Source organism: Zoogloea sp. JDB1, assembly GCF_056724025.1.
Window position 1 is genome coordinate 2,699,775 of the sequence record NZ_CM161496.1, and the last position, 15,487, is coordinate 2,715,261.

The window sequence follows — 15,487 nt, forward strand, 5'->3', positions numbered from 1 at the left end:
GGAACATGCCTCGGTGGCTGGCTATTTGATAATAGTTCTCATTATTTTAATGGGCTGACGGCTCGGGATCAACGGTTCTCGAGCCGGCTGTAGTCGAGGATTGCCGCTTCGCGCGGCGCAACCTGGCGCCAGTGGGCATGGATCGCATCGCTGACGGCCCAGAAACGCGAATCGGTGCGGCGGACTGCGAAGCGCTGGGTTAGGTGCTGTACGTCACCGTCGCTGGCGAGGGTCTGCACCGCGCGCACGAAGCGCGGCAACTCGTCGGCGTCGAGCTGGAAGATCGTGTTGGGATAGGCGCCGACGATGCCGTCGAGGACGCTCAAGGTGTCCTCGTCGGGCAGGCGGCGGGCGTCTTCGCGGAACAGTTCGGCGACGTTGCTGTGAGCGCTGTTGCGCAGCACCGACACCACGTGGATGGTGCTATCTGTGTTGGTCAGCACCAGCAGGCTGTGCTCGGGCAGCCGGGACGCGGGCTGGCCGGCCACCTTGCCGAGGGCGCGCAGCTGGGTGACCTGCTCGGCGGTGAAGCCGTTCACCGCCAGGTCGAGCTGTTTCTCCCGTACTGGGTGCAGGTACTGGGCGACGTTGCGATACAGCTCGCCGAGGGTGTCCGCACTGCGGTAGCGCATGCTGGTCTCGCCCGGGTAGTAGGTGGAGGCATCGGCGAAATCCCGGATGTGCTCGGGCTTGCCGCGATACCAGTGGTCCAGCACCTTCTGGCGGTCCTTCAGTGGAAGCAGGGTGAGGAAGTTCTCTTCCCCTTCCATGCGCAGGAAGTCCATGTAGAGGCGGGTGGCCAGCTGGTGGCCAGTGTTGCCATAGACATCGAAGCCGGCGACCAGCAGGTAATGCATCCGCTCGAGCAGCGGGTAGCCGAGCAGCATGGCGGTCTGCGGCCGCTCGCCGACGAGGCCGCGGACCACCGAGGCGCTGTCGAACTGGCGGAACACCGTCAGGCCGGCGGTCGGGTTGCGGCCCTCGCCGTCCCACAGTTCGCTGGTCTGCGGCGGCTGAATGCGCGCGCGGCGCTCCATGAAGTCAGCTTTGGTGCGCAGGTAGGCCTTTTCGGCCTGGGCGTAGCGGCGCCAGGCCAGGATGCCGGTGCTGCTGTCGTCCTCGGCGGGTAGGCGCAGGTTGGGCTGGGTGGCGTCAAGGAGACCCTGGACCTGGTGGTTCGCCTCGCTCTCCGGCGAATAGAAGAGCACCCAGAAGTGGTCGGTGATGACATTGAGGGCGACTTGGCCGCGGCACACTGGGCCCTTCATGAAGCCCATCAGCGTGAACTGGGCGTCATCGAGCATGAAGCGGTAGCGGGCGTCCACCGGCAGCGCCCGGAAAGCGACGAAGGGATTGGTGGCCGTCTTCGGCGAATAGTCGGGCAGTTTGGCCACCGCGATCGGCGCATCGAAGAACCATTTCCGCAGGCGGGCCAGACGAGCGGGGTCGAGGGCCAGTGGCATGTGGGTCTTGGCCACCAGCGTCTCCTCCAGCGGGCGCAGGCGGTAATACACGCGCTCGACGCCCGGGGCGTCATAGGGCCGGCGGGTGGCGATCACATCGATGGGCTGGCCGGGGGCGCTGCGGCTGCGAACCAGCTCGAAGCGGTAGTCCGGTTGCTCGTCGAAATACAGCTGGCCCACATACCAGTGTTCATAGATGTAGCGGGCAGCGAGTTGGTCGCGCAGCGCGTTGCCGTTGAGCAGGCCTTCCCATTCAGCCACGTGGGCCTGTACCGCCGGCCGCGGCACCGGGCGCGGCGTGTAGGGCGCGCCGGCCTCGATCCAGCGGGTGAGGATGTCGTGGTCCTTCTGGCTGAGGGCCGGCAGGCCGTAAGGCATGCCCCATTCGGGATGCTCGGCGACGAAGCCATCCATGCTCTCGACCTTGGCGCAGCTCTGGCTGCGGTCGAGGGAGAAGTCGAAGCGCTCGTCCGGCAGTGGGCCCGAACTCGGGCCTGGGTTCTGTTGCTTGAGGGCCAGGATGCGGTACAGCACGCTGGCTTCGCGGTTGGCGGCCGGCGTGGCCGCACGTTCGTTGAGGATCGGGTGGAAGCCCTTGTCGCGCCATTCCACGGTGCTGCGGGCGTCGAAGCCGAGGCGGGTCGGGCTGGCGGCCCGCAGGCGGGCATTGGCATAGACCGGGTCCGGGTTGGCGCCGCGGGTGATGCCGTCGTAGCGGGTCAGCTTGAGCTGGCAGGGCGAGTCGTAGCAGGCATGGCAGGTCACGCAGCGGCGGTCCAGGATAGGACGGACCTGCTGCCAGTAGTCGGGGGCCGGTGCAACGGGCACCGCGGGAGCGTCGTAGCGGGCCGGGTCGGGACGGCCCAGTTCGTGGTCGAGCTGGACCTTGGCGACAACGGTGGTACAGCCCGCGAGGACAAGCAGGGCAAGGCCGAAGAAGACACGCATGGGCTTCGGGGGAGATCTAGTATGGGGGCTGGATGCCGCCGGGCTGCAGCAGGCGCATGTAACGGGCGTCGGGGCCATAGCCGGCCAGGTGTTCGGCCAGCGCCGGCGTGGCCGTCACCGCTTCGAAACCGTGACGCGCCCACCAGCCGGCCGAGCCCTGGATGGCGATCAGGCTGGCGCGCCCGAGGCGGCTGGCGACGAGGGCCGTCATGAAGGCGTTGACGAGGGCGTCGGCTGCTCCGCTACCGCGGGCTTCGGGGATCACGGCGAGATCGTGCAGGTGGAGCGTGTCGGCATCGGCTGGCGGCTGGCAGGTCTGGGCGTCCAGATGCGGCGGGGTGTCGAAGCGCCAGGGCAGCGCCAGCAGGTAGGCGACCGGCGCGCCGTCGGCCCGGCTGGCGACGAAACAGCTGCCGGGCGCGGCGGCCAGCTTGGCGCCCATCGAGCACGGCGATTCGGGAACGATGGCGGTGTAGCAGCGGGCCTGGATCCGCAGGATGGCGTTCAGGTCGTCATGCCGGGCATGACGGATGATAGGACGGGTCAAGGCTATGGCAAACGGATCGGGAAGGCCGACGATTATCGCCGATCCCCTTTGTCCGTGTAGTGGCGGGGGTTACTAGCTGCAACTGGCACATGCCTTGCTGTTTCCTACCCCAAAGGGAATATAAGGAGACGCAAATGGATTTGCGCTGGAGACTTTTCGGATACGTGCTGGGCTTTGCGCTGGCCTTGTCGGTCGCGGCTGTGGCGTGGGTCGGGCTGGCCCTGCAGCAGGACGTGGCCGAGGAAATGGAAGCCTCGACCCGCCTGGCGGACGTGATCCTGGCAGTCGGGACCGCGCCGGGGCACCGGGCGAGTGAGTTGCGTGAGTTGCTGGCGGGTGGTCAGTTGCGGCACGTTGCGGTGTCTGTGGAGCGCTCCAATTTGGAGCAGGGGGTTGCCGCGCCTGCTCCAGCGGGCCTGCTGGCGACCCTTGCCGATTATCTGCTCGACGGGCGCGTTGCCCGTGAGCGCCGTATTTCGCTTGGCGACGAAGTGTTGGTGATCCGCGCCGATCCCCGCGCCGAAATCCACGAAGTGCTGCGCGACGGCGTACGTAATCTGGCGACGCTGGTGGTGTTCTGCCTGGGTATGGCGGTCGTAGCATGGGTGGCGGCCCATCGGGCGCTGAAACCGGTCCGCCTGCTTGAACAGGGACTGGCCCGTCTCGGACGCGGGGAAGAGCAGGTACGCCTGCCGCCCTTTCAGTTGAAGGAGTTCGCCAGTATCGCCCAGGCCATCGAAACCCTGTCCGGCGAACTGGCGGAGTCGCGGGCGGCACGTCAGCTGCTCGCCCGCCAACTGTTGGAACTGCAGGAGAGCGAGCGCAGGGAACTGGCTCGGGAACTCCATGACGAACTGGGGCAGGCGCTGACTGCGGTGAATGTCTCGGCGGCCTACATCGAGCGTCAGGCCGGCCGTGCAGAGCCGGCACAACTCGCAATGATTGCCGGCGACATCCGCAGCCAGACCAACGGGATGCTGGCCCAGGTGCGCAACCTGCTGTCTCAGCTACGTCCCCATGGCCTCGAAGGGCTGCAGATGGTCGACGCCCTCAATGATCTCGTCCGCGGCTGGCGTGGCCGGGTGCCGGAGATCGGCATCGAGGCTGAGTTCCCGCCGTCCCTGCCGCCGCTGGAGCCCCATGCCGGCCTTGCGCTTTACCGTACGCTACAGGAAGCCCTGACCAATGTGCTGCGCCACAGCGTAGCGAGCCGCGTGCGCCTGTCCTTGCGGACCAAGGGGCAGGTGCTGGAATTGACCGTCGCCGACAACGGTGTCGGCAAGGCTGAAGAGGTGGTGCCGCGTTCCCGCGGCGGTTTGCTCGGCATGCGCGAGCGCGCCGAGATGGCCGGCGGAAAGTGCTGGCTCACCGATGCGCCGGGCGGCGGTCTGCAGATTCGCCTCAGTTTGCCTCTGCCGTTGGCTCAGGCTTGAGGCCCGTGTTTCCCGAAATCATTCCGGGATCCCGCCTGCGTTCTGCCAAAGGGCGGACGCAGGCAACGTTTTCAGGCTGCCGAACGGGTGGCGTGGAGACTTTTTTTAGCCAAGGAGAAACAAGATGAACGCCTTACGCAAGACGGCGCTGCTGGCGGGCCTGGCCCTGGTCGCCACGGCTGCCAACGCCGCGGTGGATGAGGACATGAAGGCGCTGGCCAGCAAGAGCGGCTGCCTGACCTGTCACGCCATCGAGTCCGGCACGCCCGGGCCGAACGGCATGGCCCCGATCGGCCCGGCCTGGCAGGACGTGGCCAAGGCCTACAAGGGCAAGCCGGGTGCCGACACTTTCCTGACCCGTGTGGTGCTGGAGGGCTCCAACCCCTACGGCAGCCACTGGAAGGACAAGGTCAGTGGTCTGGCCATGCCCCCCAACAAGGTTGCAATCAAGGAAGCCGATGCCAAGAAACTGGTGAAGTGGATCCTGACGCTGGCACCCAAGTAAGCGGGCAACACGCACGGCTGCTGCCGTGAAGGATGAAGTACCGAGAACCCCGGACGTCCCCCCCGTTCGGGGTTCGCTTTTGTGGGGGCTAGAGCAGGCTGTCGATCTGTTCGAAGTGTCCGTCTACGAGCCGGCCATCAGCGCCGAAAACCAGTTGCAGGATCACGTCGCTCTTGCCGCCATACCAGCTACGGGACAGGGGAATCTTGCCAAACAGGCAGGGGCCACCCTCGGGCGGAAGTTGTGAAACATTCGGACTGCGCTCGACGAGGGCACGGCACTCGGCTGCGCTCTTCTCCGAGAAGGTAGTGCCGTGCGCGCTGAGCCGCTTGCGTGCATCGTCAAGGGGCATGCCGGGCTGGAATTCGGCCGAGAGCTGGTCCGGCAGTGGGCTGGGAGTCGGCGAGCAGGCAGTCAGCCCGGCGGTCAGGCACAGGCCGGCCGCCAGGCGCGAGAGGATGGAAGTGATGGAGGGCACGGTGGTGGGCGGAGAGCGCAAAGCCCGAGTATCCCACGCCGGGCCTGCCGGGATCACGAGGCCGATAGCTGGCGCAACTTGCGGTAGAGGGTCGTGCGGGTGATGCCCAGTTCCCGCGCGGCGGCCGAGATGTTGCCGTTATGGCGAGCCACGGTGCTTTCGACGAGGCGTCCTTCCGCGGCGCGCAGGCTCTGCGCTGCAGGACGCTGGGCTGGTGTGTCCGGGTCGTCCACCAGGTCGTGGGGCAGGTGTTCGGGGCCCAGGGTGTCGTCGTCCGGCCCCAGCATCGCCACGGCCAGGCGCAAGGCGTTTTTCAACTGGCGGATGTTGCCGGGCCACGCGTGGTGGCGGATCAGGTCGAGGGCGGCGGTCGACAGGCGCACCGGCCGCCGGGGCGATTCGTCCTGCAGGATGCGCTGGGCCAGCGCCTCGATGTCACTGCGGTCCCGCAGGGGCGGGAGGGACAGGCTCATCGCCGACAGGCGGAAATACAGATCGGGGCGGAAGTCGCCGCTTTCGCATAGGGTTTTCAGCGAACGGTGGCTGGCGCAGACCAGGGACAGGTCGATTTCTTCCTCCGGGCCGCCGCCCAGCGGCGTGACGCGGCGGGTCTCAAGAACCCGCAGCAGGACGGCCTGCAGCTTGAGGGGCATGTCGCCGATTTCGTCGAGAAACAGCGTGCCCTGGTGGGCTTCGCGCAGCTTGCCGCGGGCGCCTTCTCCGCGGGCGCCGGTGTAGGCGCCGGCCGTATAGCCGAATAGCTCGGCCTCGATCAGGTTGGCCGGGATGGCGGCGCAGTTGATCGCTACGAAGGGGCCGTTGCGGCGTGGCCCGCTGGTGTGGAAGGCCTGGGCGAAGACTTCCTTGCCGGAGCCGGTTTCGCCCTGGATCAGCAGCGGGATGTCCAGTCCGAGGATGCGTCGGGCGCGCCGGATGGCGTGGCTGACGGTCTTGTCGCCGAGGTCCAGTTCGTCGAGGGTCGGGCCGCTCGGAGCGGTCGGGGAGAAGGTCGCCTGCACGTCCCGAGAATTCATCGGCCGCATGCGCTGCATATTGGTCAGCAGGACGCGGGCGACCAGCTCCTGGCCCTGGCGGCTGCGCAGGCGGACCGGATGCGCGCTGCTTTGCAGCGCGTGGTCGAGCACGGCGTTCCAGCGGGTCTCGAAAATGTCCCAGAACGGCGGCTTCTCGTTGCGCAGGGTATCGGGCAGCCCGAGCAGACGCTCGGCGCGGCGATTGCACGCGAGCAGCGCGCCGGCTTCGTCGAAGACGGCGAGCCCTTCAAGCGGCGAGGCCAGAGCTTCCGCCTGGTAATGAAAACGGACCAGTACCGCTGCGTCGTTGACGGTTTCGATCAGCCGGTTTTCGATTATCTCGGCGGTGGTCTGCAGCAGCGCCTGGGCGTGGGTTTGGGTGATCTGCAGGTTGCTCGATACGTCCAGGATGCCGAGCACGCCACCGGTCGGGGCGTGGATCGGCGTGGCGACGCAGGCGAGGAACCTGTTGCGTTCGAGGTAGTGCTGATCCCCCATCACAGCCACCGGGCGTTGTTCGGCCAGTGCCGTGCCGATGGCGTTGGTGCCCATCACCGATTCGGCCCAGGAGTGTCCTGGCTTCAGGGACACGCGGGCGGCCTTCTCCAGGAAGTCCGAATCGCCGACTGAACGCAGGATGACGCCGGAGTCGTCGGCAAGCAGGATCGTGGATGAGGAGTGGGCGATCTGCTGGTGCAGATGTTCCATGATCGGCTGGGCGTAGGCGACCAGCCGGGCATTGGCTTCCAGGCGGTCGGCCAGATTGCCCTGCTGGCTTGTTGCGGGCAGGCGCTCGGTGGGGCGCAGGCCGTCGGCCGCACAGCGTTCCCAAGAGCGCAGGATGGCCTTGAGCGGAGAGGAGGAAGGGGGATCCTGATTATTCACAATTGCTGAATAGCACGAAACATACCTGCCCCGAAAGCGCTTATCGTGCCCGTGAACTGAGCTGCGTTTCTCCATAAAAATCAGCGATTAAGTGCTATGCCCATGTTTATGAACGGGTTTTTCTTGATGTGCCGTGGGTATGAAATGGTGCAGATGTTCAAGGGGACGTAACGGGATGGAGCAGGTGTTCCGCTGCGGAACATGTGCGTGCCTCGATATGTGCCTTACCCATTTGGCAAGTCATTGTCAGTAAAGGATTTTTGAAATGGAGGCCGATGAACATCGGTCTGCACGCTTTTTGCTGCCTATGGCGGGTGATGCGGTTCGGTGCGCAGTCGTGCCGTATCGCGACCCTGACCGCTGTCTTGATAACCAGTCAGTCAAGAATGACTAGAAGGAGGAGCTCATGAAAATCGCCAACCTGCTGTGCATCGTTGCCCTGGGAGCCGCCGCTGCAACTCCGGCCGTGGCATCCGAGGAGATCATCAAGAAGGCCCGTTGCGTTGCATGTCATGCCGTCGACCAGAAACGCGTCGGCCCCGCTTACAAGGATGTGGCTGCCAAGTACAAGGGGCATCCCGAGGCCGAAGCCATGCTGATCGCCAAGGTGCGCAGCGGCGGTACGGGTACCTGGGGACAGATCCCGATGCCCCCCCATGGTCCGGACAAGATCAGCGATGCGGATCTGAAGGCTGCAGTGGAGTGGATTCTGAAGCTCTGAGCCCGGAGTGCGGGAGATCTTCCCGCTACAGATGTGCGAAACACCTGCTCCAGGCTGGAGCAGGTGTTTCTTTTTGATGCGCTACAAAAGGGTGTCTTGCGGCCGCCGGACGGCGGCGCAGATGCGGATCAGCGGACGACGACGCCCCAGGGAAGCTCCCCGACGGGGATTTCCTTGATGGTTTCCAGCCGTTCGGTGTCGATCACCGACACGCTGTTGGAGCGACCGTTGGCGACGTAGAGCTTGCGGCCGTCGGGGGTGATGGCCATGTTCCACGGGCGCTTGCCGACCGGCAGGGTGGCTTCGATCTGGTTGTCACTGGTGCGGATCACGCTGACCGTGCCGTCCTTGCCATTCGAGATATAGGCGCGGCTACCATCCGGCGCCATGGCGACGCCATTGGAAAAGTTGCCGGCCTTGATTTCGGCGATGACCTTGCGTTTGCCCATGTCGATGGCGTAGACGGTGCTGACCATCTCGCAAGCCACGTAGGCACGCTTGCCATCGGGTGTGAAGCCGATGCCGCGCGGGCGCTTGCCGACCTCGATGCTGGCGACCTGCTTGCGGGCCTTCACGTCGATCAGGTCCACCTGCTGGGCTTCTTCGGCGCTGACCAGCAGCCAGCGGCCGTCTGGGCTGAATTCCGCGTGTTCCGGGTTCTTGCCCTTCACCTTGATCTCGGCAATCTTGCGCTGCTTGGCGGTGTCCAGTAGCACGACGCTATTGGATTCCTCTACGGCGGCGGCCACCAGCTTGTCGTCGGCGGAAACGCTGACACCCTCCGGCGACTCTCCGAGCGGAATGCTGCCGACCTGCTTGCCTTCGGCGATGTTGACCACTACCAGACCGTTGCTCGGTGCCTCGCTGATGAACAGGTTCTTGCCGTCCGTAGCAATGCCCCGCGGCCGCTGTCCGCCGGGCAGGGTCGCGACCACTTCGTCGGTGGCGGTGTCGATCACCGATACCGACGCGGATTTTTCGTTGGGAACGTAGGCGAAAGGGGCGGCGAGGGCTGCACCCGGAAGAAGGAAGCAGCTCGCCAGGAGCTGCCGCAAGGTGAAGGGCTGGGTCATGGTCTCAGAGGGTCGGCTTGACGTAGGTGACGCCGTAACGGGCGAAGATCGCTGCGACCGTGCCGTTCCTTTCGAGTTCCTTGAGCGCCTTGTCGATGGCGTCGGCGAGGCCGGTTTCGTCGGCCTTTACGGCCATGCCCAGTGGCCAGCTGTTGATCTTGAGCTCCGGCATCTGGACCACTTCGACGACGAAGCGGTTGTCCTTGCCGAGGGCGGTTTCGATCTCCGAGCGCGGACCCATCACTGCGGCCAGTTCGCCGGCCTTGAGCTTCTCGACGGCGGCTTCCACGCTGCCGAAATGGACCACGTTTTCACGCAGGCGGCCGTTTAGAACGCCGAGCAGAAAAGCGTCCGCCAGGCTGCGGCCTTCGACGCCGATCTTCTCTCGGGTGAATACTTCCAGCGCCGTGGCGGCAGAGCCGCGGATCGAGCCGAGGCGCTGCACGCGGGCGACGGCTACCGTTTCGAGGTGGTAGGGGCCGAAGATCCTGACCTTGTCGTTCTTGCCCTGCAGGTAGGAGTCCACCGGCACGTGCATCATCACATCGGACGGCTGGGTGCCCAGGTAGTGGCCTTTCCAGACCAGGTTGCGCAGGTCGTCGTCCATGTCCTCGTCAGCGTTGTAGCCGACGACCTGGGGATTCAGGCCGAGTTGCTTGCTCAGGGCTTCAGCGAGTTCCACGTCGATGCCCTTGCCCTGGTTGGAGTAGGGGGCGAAGTTGTTATACACGGCAATCCTGAGGCTGCCGCGTTTCTTGATCTCTTCCAGCGCGTCGGCGCGCGCCGGCAGGCTGGAGGCCAGCGCTGCCGCGCCGGCGGCCAGCAGGAAGCGACGACGATCAGTCTTCACGAACGGTCTCCAGCCAGGAACGGATGGTCCACATGGCTTCCTGGCTCAGGATGCCTTCGAACGGGGGCATGTACACGCGGCCGTCGCGGGTGGCGCCGTGGCGAATGCGGTTCAGGAAGATCTCGTCGCCTTCCTGGCCGGTCGGCAGGTAGCGCAGGTCGGGGGCGATGCCGCCGGAAATCGCGCCGAGGCCGTGGCAGCGAGCGCAGTTCTGGTTGAACGCGGAGGAGCCGATGCGGATCGCCTCCTTGTTACCCAGGAAGGGGTTCTTCGGCAGCCAGTCCTTGCCAACGGAGGGCAGCGTCGAGGTATCGACGGCCTGGGGGGTCACGTCGCCGTGGGCGAAGGCGGCAGTTACCGCCAGGGTCAGCGCTGCGGCGGAGAGGGCACGGAGGAGGGCGGAATTACGGACAGTCACCTGGGTCACCTTTGGTCATGTGTTTGGAGTTCGTCGAGCGAAGCGCCAGTGGGCGGGTCGCCGTGTGTGCAGACCTTTCAGCAAGGGGTGTGCCACTTTCCTATAGGGCTGTGCGGCGACTCGCAGATGGGCTGCGTCGTGAAATGGGACACCTTTGCCGTAGCAGGTTTTTTCCAGTTTCCTTTATAGCTCTATAAACTGGCCTGGGTTTTGCTGATTGAGCGGGAGGGTGGAGCAGTCACATTGCTGAAATGTGGTCCAGCTGCTACATTTTGGCGCAGACTAAAATGCCGGCTTGAGCTGGCAGACAATCCGTCAAAACGGAGGAGGAGAGAGATGATGCAGGTTCCTTTCAGCGCTGAGGCTCGGGCTCTGAGTCTTCTGGAGGCGCGGTCGTTGTACTTCGGCCGAGGCGAACTCCCGGAGGCCTTGCTCGACCAAAGCGTGTTGCGCTCCTGGGAGCGTTGCCGGCAGGCGGGTCTCGACCCCACCCGTCTCGAGTGCGGCGAGCCCAACGTGCGGGCAGTATCGGAGGCACGAGAGCGCAACCGCACGCTGATCTCCCACGCCGAGCCGGTTCTCGAGCATCTCTTCGAGCAGATCCGCAACTCTCACAGCATGGTCATCCTTGCCGACGCCCGCGGCATGGTGCTACAGACCTATGGCGATCCCGATTTCCTGAGTCAGGCCGAGCAGGTGTCCCTGCATCCGGGAGCCAGCTGGCACGAGTTCGACCGCGGCACCAATGCCATCGGCACTGCCCTCGCTGAGCGCGGTGCGCTCAACGTCTTCGGTTCCGAGCATTTCTACGAGGGCAACGCGTCCCTGACCTGCAGCGCATCCCCGATCCAGGATGCCCAGGGCCGTCTGATGGGGGTGCTCGACATCTCCAGCGACTATCGCGCGTTCCAGCGTCACTCCCTCGGCTTGGTGAAAATGTCGTCCCGCATCATCGAAAAGCGTCTGTTCGAATCCGAATTCGCCCACCAGGGCCTGCTCAGTTTCCATGCACGCCCGGACCATGTGGGCAGCATGTGCGAGGCGCTGCTGGCGATCTCGCCGGATGGCGACATCGTCGGTGCCGATCAGGCGGCGCTCGAACTGCTCGGCCTGCGCCGCGAGGACCTGCCGCGCCGCCACTACAGCATGCTGTTCGATGTGCCGCTGGGTACGTTGATTGATCGCGCTCGGCGCGACCCTTCGTCGCTCATCGCAATCGCAGGCCGCAACGGCGAGCGTTTCTACGCGCGTCTGCGCGGCAATTTTGCGTCGATGCCGGTGTCGAGCCCGGTCGGTGTTGAGGCCCGCGAGCGGCCCGCCCGCCCGGCCCGTGTCGAGACGGAGCCGGCCTCCCAGGTCCGCCTGACGCTGCACACCCTGGCCACCGGCGACGAGCGCCTGCAGGCCGCTATCGACAAGGGTGTGCGGGTGCTCGGCCGCGACATCCCGATCCTCATCCAGGGCGAATCCGGTGCTGGGAAGGAAATGTTCGCCAAGGCCTTCCACAACAGCGGGCCGCGGGCTCAAGGGCCGTTCGTCGCCCTCAACTGTGCGGCGATCCCGGAAACCCTGATCGAATCCGAACTGTTCGGCTATTCGGGTGGCGCCTTCACCGGTGCCCGCAAGGAAGGTGCGGTCGGTAAGATCCAGCAGGCCCACGGCGGCACCCTGTTCCTCGACGAAATTGGTGACATGCCCCTGTCCCTGCAAGCTCGCCTGCTGCGTGTGTTGCAGGAGCGCTGCGTGACGCCGCTGGGGACCAACAAGAGTATTCCGGTAGACATCACGCTGGTCTGTGCCACCCACCGGCGCCTGAAGGAAGAGGTGGCGCGCGGTGGCTTCCGCGAAGACTTGTACTACCGCCTCAACGGGCTGTGCATCAATCTGCCGTCCCTGCGCGAGCGCAGCGACATCGATCGCCTGATCGACAAGCTGATGCGCGAGGAGGCCGGTCCCGATCGCCACGTGGAGGTGTCCCACAAGGTCATGCAGGCATTCCTGAGCTATCGCTGGCCTGGCAACATCCGCCAGCTGAACAACGTCATCAAAGTGGCGATCGCGCTACTCGACGACGACGAGGATGTCATCGAGACCTGGCATCTGCCGGACGATATCTTTGAAGAGATCGGTGAGGTCGTGCCGGCGATGGCATCCGTTGCTCCGGTACGCAGCATGTCGTCGGGTCTGGCAGAAGGGGCTGCAGCCGCGGCGGCTTCCAGCGGAGCGGCAAGTTTCGGGCGCCTGGAGGAGATCGAGCGCGACATGATCCAGCGTACGCTCGAGGCTGAAAACGGGAATATCTCGGCTGCCGCCCGCCGGCTCGGAATCAGTCGCAATACGCTGTATCGCAAGCTCGGACGTTTTTGATCGTTGGGTGACGGCAGGGGGGCACCGACGAGCCTGACATTCCGCCAGTTCGTTTTCTGTAAGGGCGCACGGCCCTGCCCGCCATCGTTGGCCCCGCTGAATCGCGTCTGAGCCCTCCTTGGGGGAATGATGAGATGGTCCCCGATCCCTGCCCGGCGCAACGCTGAGTAGGGATTTTTTTCGTCTGGTTTCTGGTGTGCTTTATCTCCCGATGTGTTGACGCAAAATTAAACGCATGTATGATTAAAACGAACGTTTAAATTAATTTGTGGCTTGTTCATCGCTATCCATGAACGACAAAGCCGTCTTGTCCAGACGATCTCCGTGTCGTTGCCGTGGGGCGCCAAGCAAGCCTGCAAAGATGTTGGTATAAAAATGACGGCGCGCTGGCAAGACGGCGCCGAGCGAAAGGAGACAGTCGATGTCCTATTTATCCCTGCTTGCCCTGCCTCTCCTGGTGGGGGCACTTTTCCTGTTACCGGGGGTGCGCCGACGCCTTATCAGTGCGCCGATCTTCAAGGCCTTCCGCAAGGCATTGCCGGCGATGTCGCAGACCGAGAAGGATGCGCTGGAGGCCGGTACGGTGTGGTGGGAGGGCGAGTTGTTCGCTGGCCGGCCAGACTGGCAAAAGCTGCTGGCGTACCCGGTGCCGAAGCTCACTGCCGAAGAACAGCGCTTCCTCGACGAAGACACCGCCGAGTTGTGCCGCCTGACCCGCGACTGGGAGATGACTCAGCACCAGGACATGCCGGCCGAAGTGTGGAAGTACATCAAGGAGCGCGGCTTCCTCGGGATGATCATCCCCAAAGAATACGGTGGCAAGGGTTTCTCGGCCTACGCCCACTCCCAGGTGGTGACCAAGCTGTCTACCCGCTCGTCAGCGCCGGCGGTGACAGTGATGGTGCCCAATTCCCTCGGGCCGGCCGAACTGTTGCTGCACTACGGCACGCCCGAGCAGAAGCAGCACTATCTACCGCGGCTGGCTACCGGCCTGGAGATTCCGGCTTTCGCACTGACCAGCCCATGGGCGGGGTCCGATGCGGCATCGATTCCGGATTCGGGCGTCGTATGCCGCGGCCAGTTCCAGGGGCGCGAGGTGCTGGGCATGCGCGTCAGTTTCGACAAGCGCTACATCACGTTGGCGCCGGTGTGCACGGTGTTTGGCCTCGCTTTTCGTCTCTACGATCCGGACCGCCTGCTCGGCGATGTGGAGGACTTGGGCATCACCTGCGCGCTGGTGCCTCACGATCATCCGGGCGTGGATATCGGCCGGCGCCACTTCCCCCTCAATGCGGTATGGATGAACGGGCCGATCCGTGGGCGCGACGTGTTCATGCCCCTCGACTTCATCATCGGCGGCCCGCAGATGGCGGGGCAGGGCTGGCGGATGTTGATGGAATGCCTGGCAGCCGGGCGCTCGATCTCGTTGCCCGGTTCCAACACCGGCATGCTGAAGATGACGGCCCGCACCGTCGGTGCCTATGCCCGTGTGCGCTACCAGTTCAAGACCGCCATCGGGCGCTTTGAAGGGGTAGAGGAGGCGCTGACGCGCATCGGCGCCAATGCCTACCTGTGCGACGCGGCGCGGGTGATGACCGCCGGCGCGATCGACCTCGGCGAGAAGCCGGCGGTGGTGTCGGCCATCGTCAAGTATCACGTCACCGAAAGGGCCCGTCAGGCGGTCAATGACGGCATGGACGTGATCGGCGGCAAGGGCATCTGCCTGGGGCCGCAAAACTTCCTTGGCCGGGCCTACCAGCAGGTTCCGGTAGGCATCACCGTCGAGGGTGCCAACATCCTGACCCGCAGCCTGATCCTCTTCGGTCAGGGGGCGATCCGTTGCCATCCCTATGTATTGAAGGAGATGGACGCTGCGCGTGCCGGCGACCTGGCGGGCTTCGACAAGGCCTTCTGGGGCCATATCGGCTACACGGCAAGCAATGCTGCGCGAGCACTGGTGATGGGCCTGACCGGCTCCCATTTCGTGGCCGTGCCAGCCGACGTGGCGCCGGAAACCCGCCGCTACTATCAGCAGCTCACACGCTTCTCGGCGGCCTTCGCGCTGCTGTCCGACGTGTCGATGGGCACTCTCGGCGGCGCGCTGAAGCGCAAGGAGAAGCTGTCGGCCCGCCTCGGCGACATCCTGTCGCTGATGTACCTGGCTTCCGCCACCCTCAAGCGTTACGAGGATGAAGGGCGCCAGGCCGCCGATGCGCCGTTGATGCACTGGGCGATCTGGGACTGCATGTTCAAGGCACAGAACGCCTTCGAGGGCGTCATCGCCAATTTCCCCAACCGGCTGTTTGCGATGCTGCTGCGACGCCTCGTGGTCTTCCCGCTCGGACGTCCCTACGTGGTGCCGTCGGACGTGCTCGGGCATCAGGTGGCGGGTCTGATGATCGAGCCGTCGGCGACCCGTGACCGGCTGACTTCCGATGTCTATTTGCCGAAGGAGGTGGAAGAGCCAGTCGGTGCGCTGGAGGCCGCGCTGCATGCCACGACTGCGGCGGAGCCAGTCGAGGCCAAGGTGCGCCGCGCGATCCGGGAAGGCCATTTCACGCCGGGTCTGCTGGTTGGTGGGGGGGTGGATGCGCTGTACGATGCGGCGGTGGCGGGTGGCATTATCTCGGGCGACGAATATGCGCTGATCAAGCGTCGCGGCGAGCTGCGCGACAAGGTAATCCGCGTGGACGATTTTTCCTATGATTTCGGCCTGCGCGATGCACTGGCGGAGATAACCGAACCCCAGCACAAGGCCGCCTGAG

Annotated in this window: 12 protein-coding genes; 5 read left to right on the forward strand and 7 right to left on the reverse strand. The window is 64.9% G+C overall.

Annotation, left to right across the window (positions count from 1 at the left end; translation table 11 throughout):
• Nucleotides 1-68 precede the first annotated feature (68 nt).
• Together AC1PPK_RS12040 and AC1PPK_RS12045 are read right to left on the reverse strand one after the other, a co-directional pair.
• Nucleotides 69-2,411 carry a fatty acid cis/trans isomerase gene (locus tag AC1PPK_RS12040; RefSeq protein ID WP_481118049.1) on the reverse strand — a complete coding sequence of 781 codons (2,343 nt, stop codon included), beginning with the start codon at nucleotides 2,409-2,411 and terminating at the stop codon, nucleotides 69-71.
• Nucleotides 2,412-2,427: 16 nt separating this feature from the next.
• Nucleotides 2,428-2,958, reverse strand: coding sequence for a GNAT family N-acetyltransferase (locus AC1PPK_RS12045; RefSeq protein ID WP_481118050.1), 531 nt, complete (start codon nucleotides 2,956-2,958; stop codon nucleotides 2,428-2,430).
• 134 nt (nucleotides 2,959-3,092) lie between these two features.
• Between AC1PPK_RS12045 and AC1PPK_RS12050 the strand changes: the two genes are divergently transcribed.
• Together AC1PPK_RS12050 and AC1PPK_RS12055 are read left to right on the forward strand one after the other, a co-directional pair.
• Nucleotides 3,093-4,391 carry a histidine kinase gene (locus AC1PPK_RS12050; RefSeq protein ID WP_481118051.1) on the forward strand — a complete coding sequence of 433 codons (1,299 nt, stop codon included), beginning with the start codon at nucleotides 3,093-3,095 and terminating at the stop codon, nucleotides 4,389-4,391.
• Between the two features lie 124 nt (nucleotides 4,392-4,515).
• Nucleotides 4,516-4,896 carry a c-type cytochrome gene (locus AC1PPK_RS12055; protein WP_079435902.1) on the forward strand — a complete coding sequence of 127 codons (381 nt, stop codon included), beginning with the start codon at nucleotides 4,516-4,518 and terminating at the stop codon, nucleotides 4,894-4,896.
• An 88-nt stretch (nucleotides 4,897-4,984) separates the two neighbouring features.
• Here the strand turns inward: AC1PPK_RS12055 and AC1PPK_RS12060 are convergent, their stop codons facing one another.
• Nucleotides 4,985-5,395, reverse strand: coding sequence for a hypothetical protein (locus AC1PPK_RS12060; protein WP_481118052.1), 411 nt, complete (start codon nucleotides 5,393-5,395; stop codon nucleotides 4,985-4,987).
• A gap of 32 nt (nucleotides 5,396-5,427) precedes the next feature.
• Nucleotides 5,428-7,293, reverse strand: a complete 1,866-nt coding sequence (locus AC1PPK_RS12065) for a sigma-54-dependent Fis family transcriptional regulator (protein ID WP_481118053.1) — start codon at nucleotides 7,291-7,293, stop codon at nucleotides 5,428-5,430.
• A 406-nt stretch (nucleotides 7,294-7,699) separates the two neighbouring features.
• Here AC1PPK_RS12065 and AC1PPK_RS12070 point away from each other — a divergent pair, with 406 nt between their 5' ends.
• Nucleotides 7,700-8,014 (forward strand): c-type cytochrome, encoded by a 315-nt coding sequence (locus AC1PPK_RS12070; protein ID WP_481118054.1) that lies wholly within the window; start codon nucleotides 7,700-7,702, stop codon nucleotides 8,012-8,014.
• A 128-nt stretch (nucleotides 8,015-8,142) separates the two neighbouring features.
• On the opposite strand, the gene AC1PPK_RS12075 is transcribed toward AC1PPK_RS12070, so the two are convergent.
• From AC1PPK_RS12075 to pedF, 3 genes are read right to left on the reverse strand one after another with little or no spacing between them, the layout of a single operon-like run.
• Complete coding sequence (locus AC1PPK_RS12075) at nucleotides 8,143-9,087, reverse strand: beta-propeller fold lactonase family protein (protein WP_481118055.1); 945 nt, start codon at nucleotides 9,085-9,087, stop codon at nucleotides 8,143-8,145.
• A 4-nt stretch (nucleotides 9,088-9,091) separates the two neighbouring features.
• Nucleotides 9,092-9,937: a substrate-binding periplasmic protein gene (locus AC1PPK_RS12080; protein ID WP_481118056.1), complete on the reverse strand. Its 846-nt coding sequence runs from the start codon at nucleotides 9,935-9,937 to the stop codon at nucleotides 9,092-9,094.
• On the reverse strand, nucleotides 9,927-10,364 hold the full coding sequence (pedF, locus tag AC1PPK_RS12085) for a cytochrome c-550 PedF (RefSeq protein WP_481118057.1): 438 nt from the start codon (nucleotides 10,362-10,364) through the stop codon (nucleotides 9,927-9,929). The genes AC1PPK_RS12080 and pedF overlap by 11 nt, the downstream gene beginning before the upstream one ends.
• Nucleotides 10,365-10,751: 387 nt before the next feature.
• Between pedF and AC1PPK_RS12090 the strand changes: the two genes are divergently transcribed.
• Together AC1PPK_RS12090 and AC1PPK_RS12095 are read left to right on the forward strand one after the other, a co-directional pair.
• Complete coding sequence (locus AC1PPK_RS12090; protein WP_481118058.1) at nucleotides 10,752-12,722, forward strand: sigma-54-dependent Fis family transcriptional regulator; 1,971 nt, start codon at nucleotides 10,752-10,754, stop codon at nucleotides 12,720-12,722.
• Between the two features lie 421 nt (nucleotides 12,723-13,143).
• The gene (locus AC1PPK_RS12095) at nucleotides 13,144-15,486 is read left to right on the forward strand and encodes an acyl-CoA dehydrogenase (RefSeq protein ID WP_481118059.1); all 2,343 of its coding nucleotides are present in this window, start codon (nucleotides 13,144-13,146) and stop codon (nucleotides 15,484-15,486) included.
• Nucleotide 15,487 lies beyond the last annotated feature (1 nt).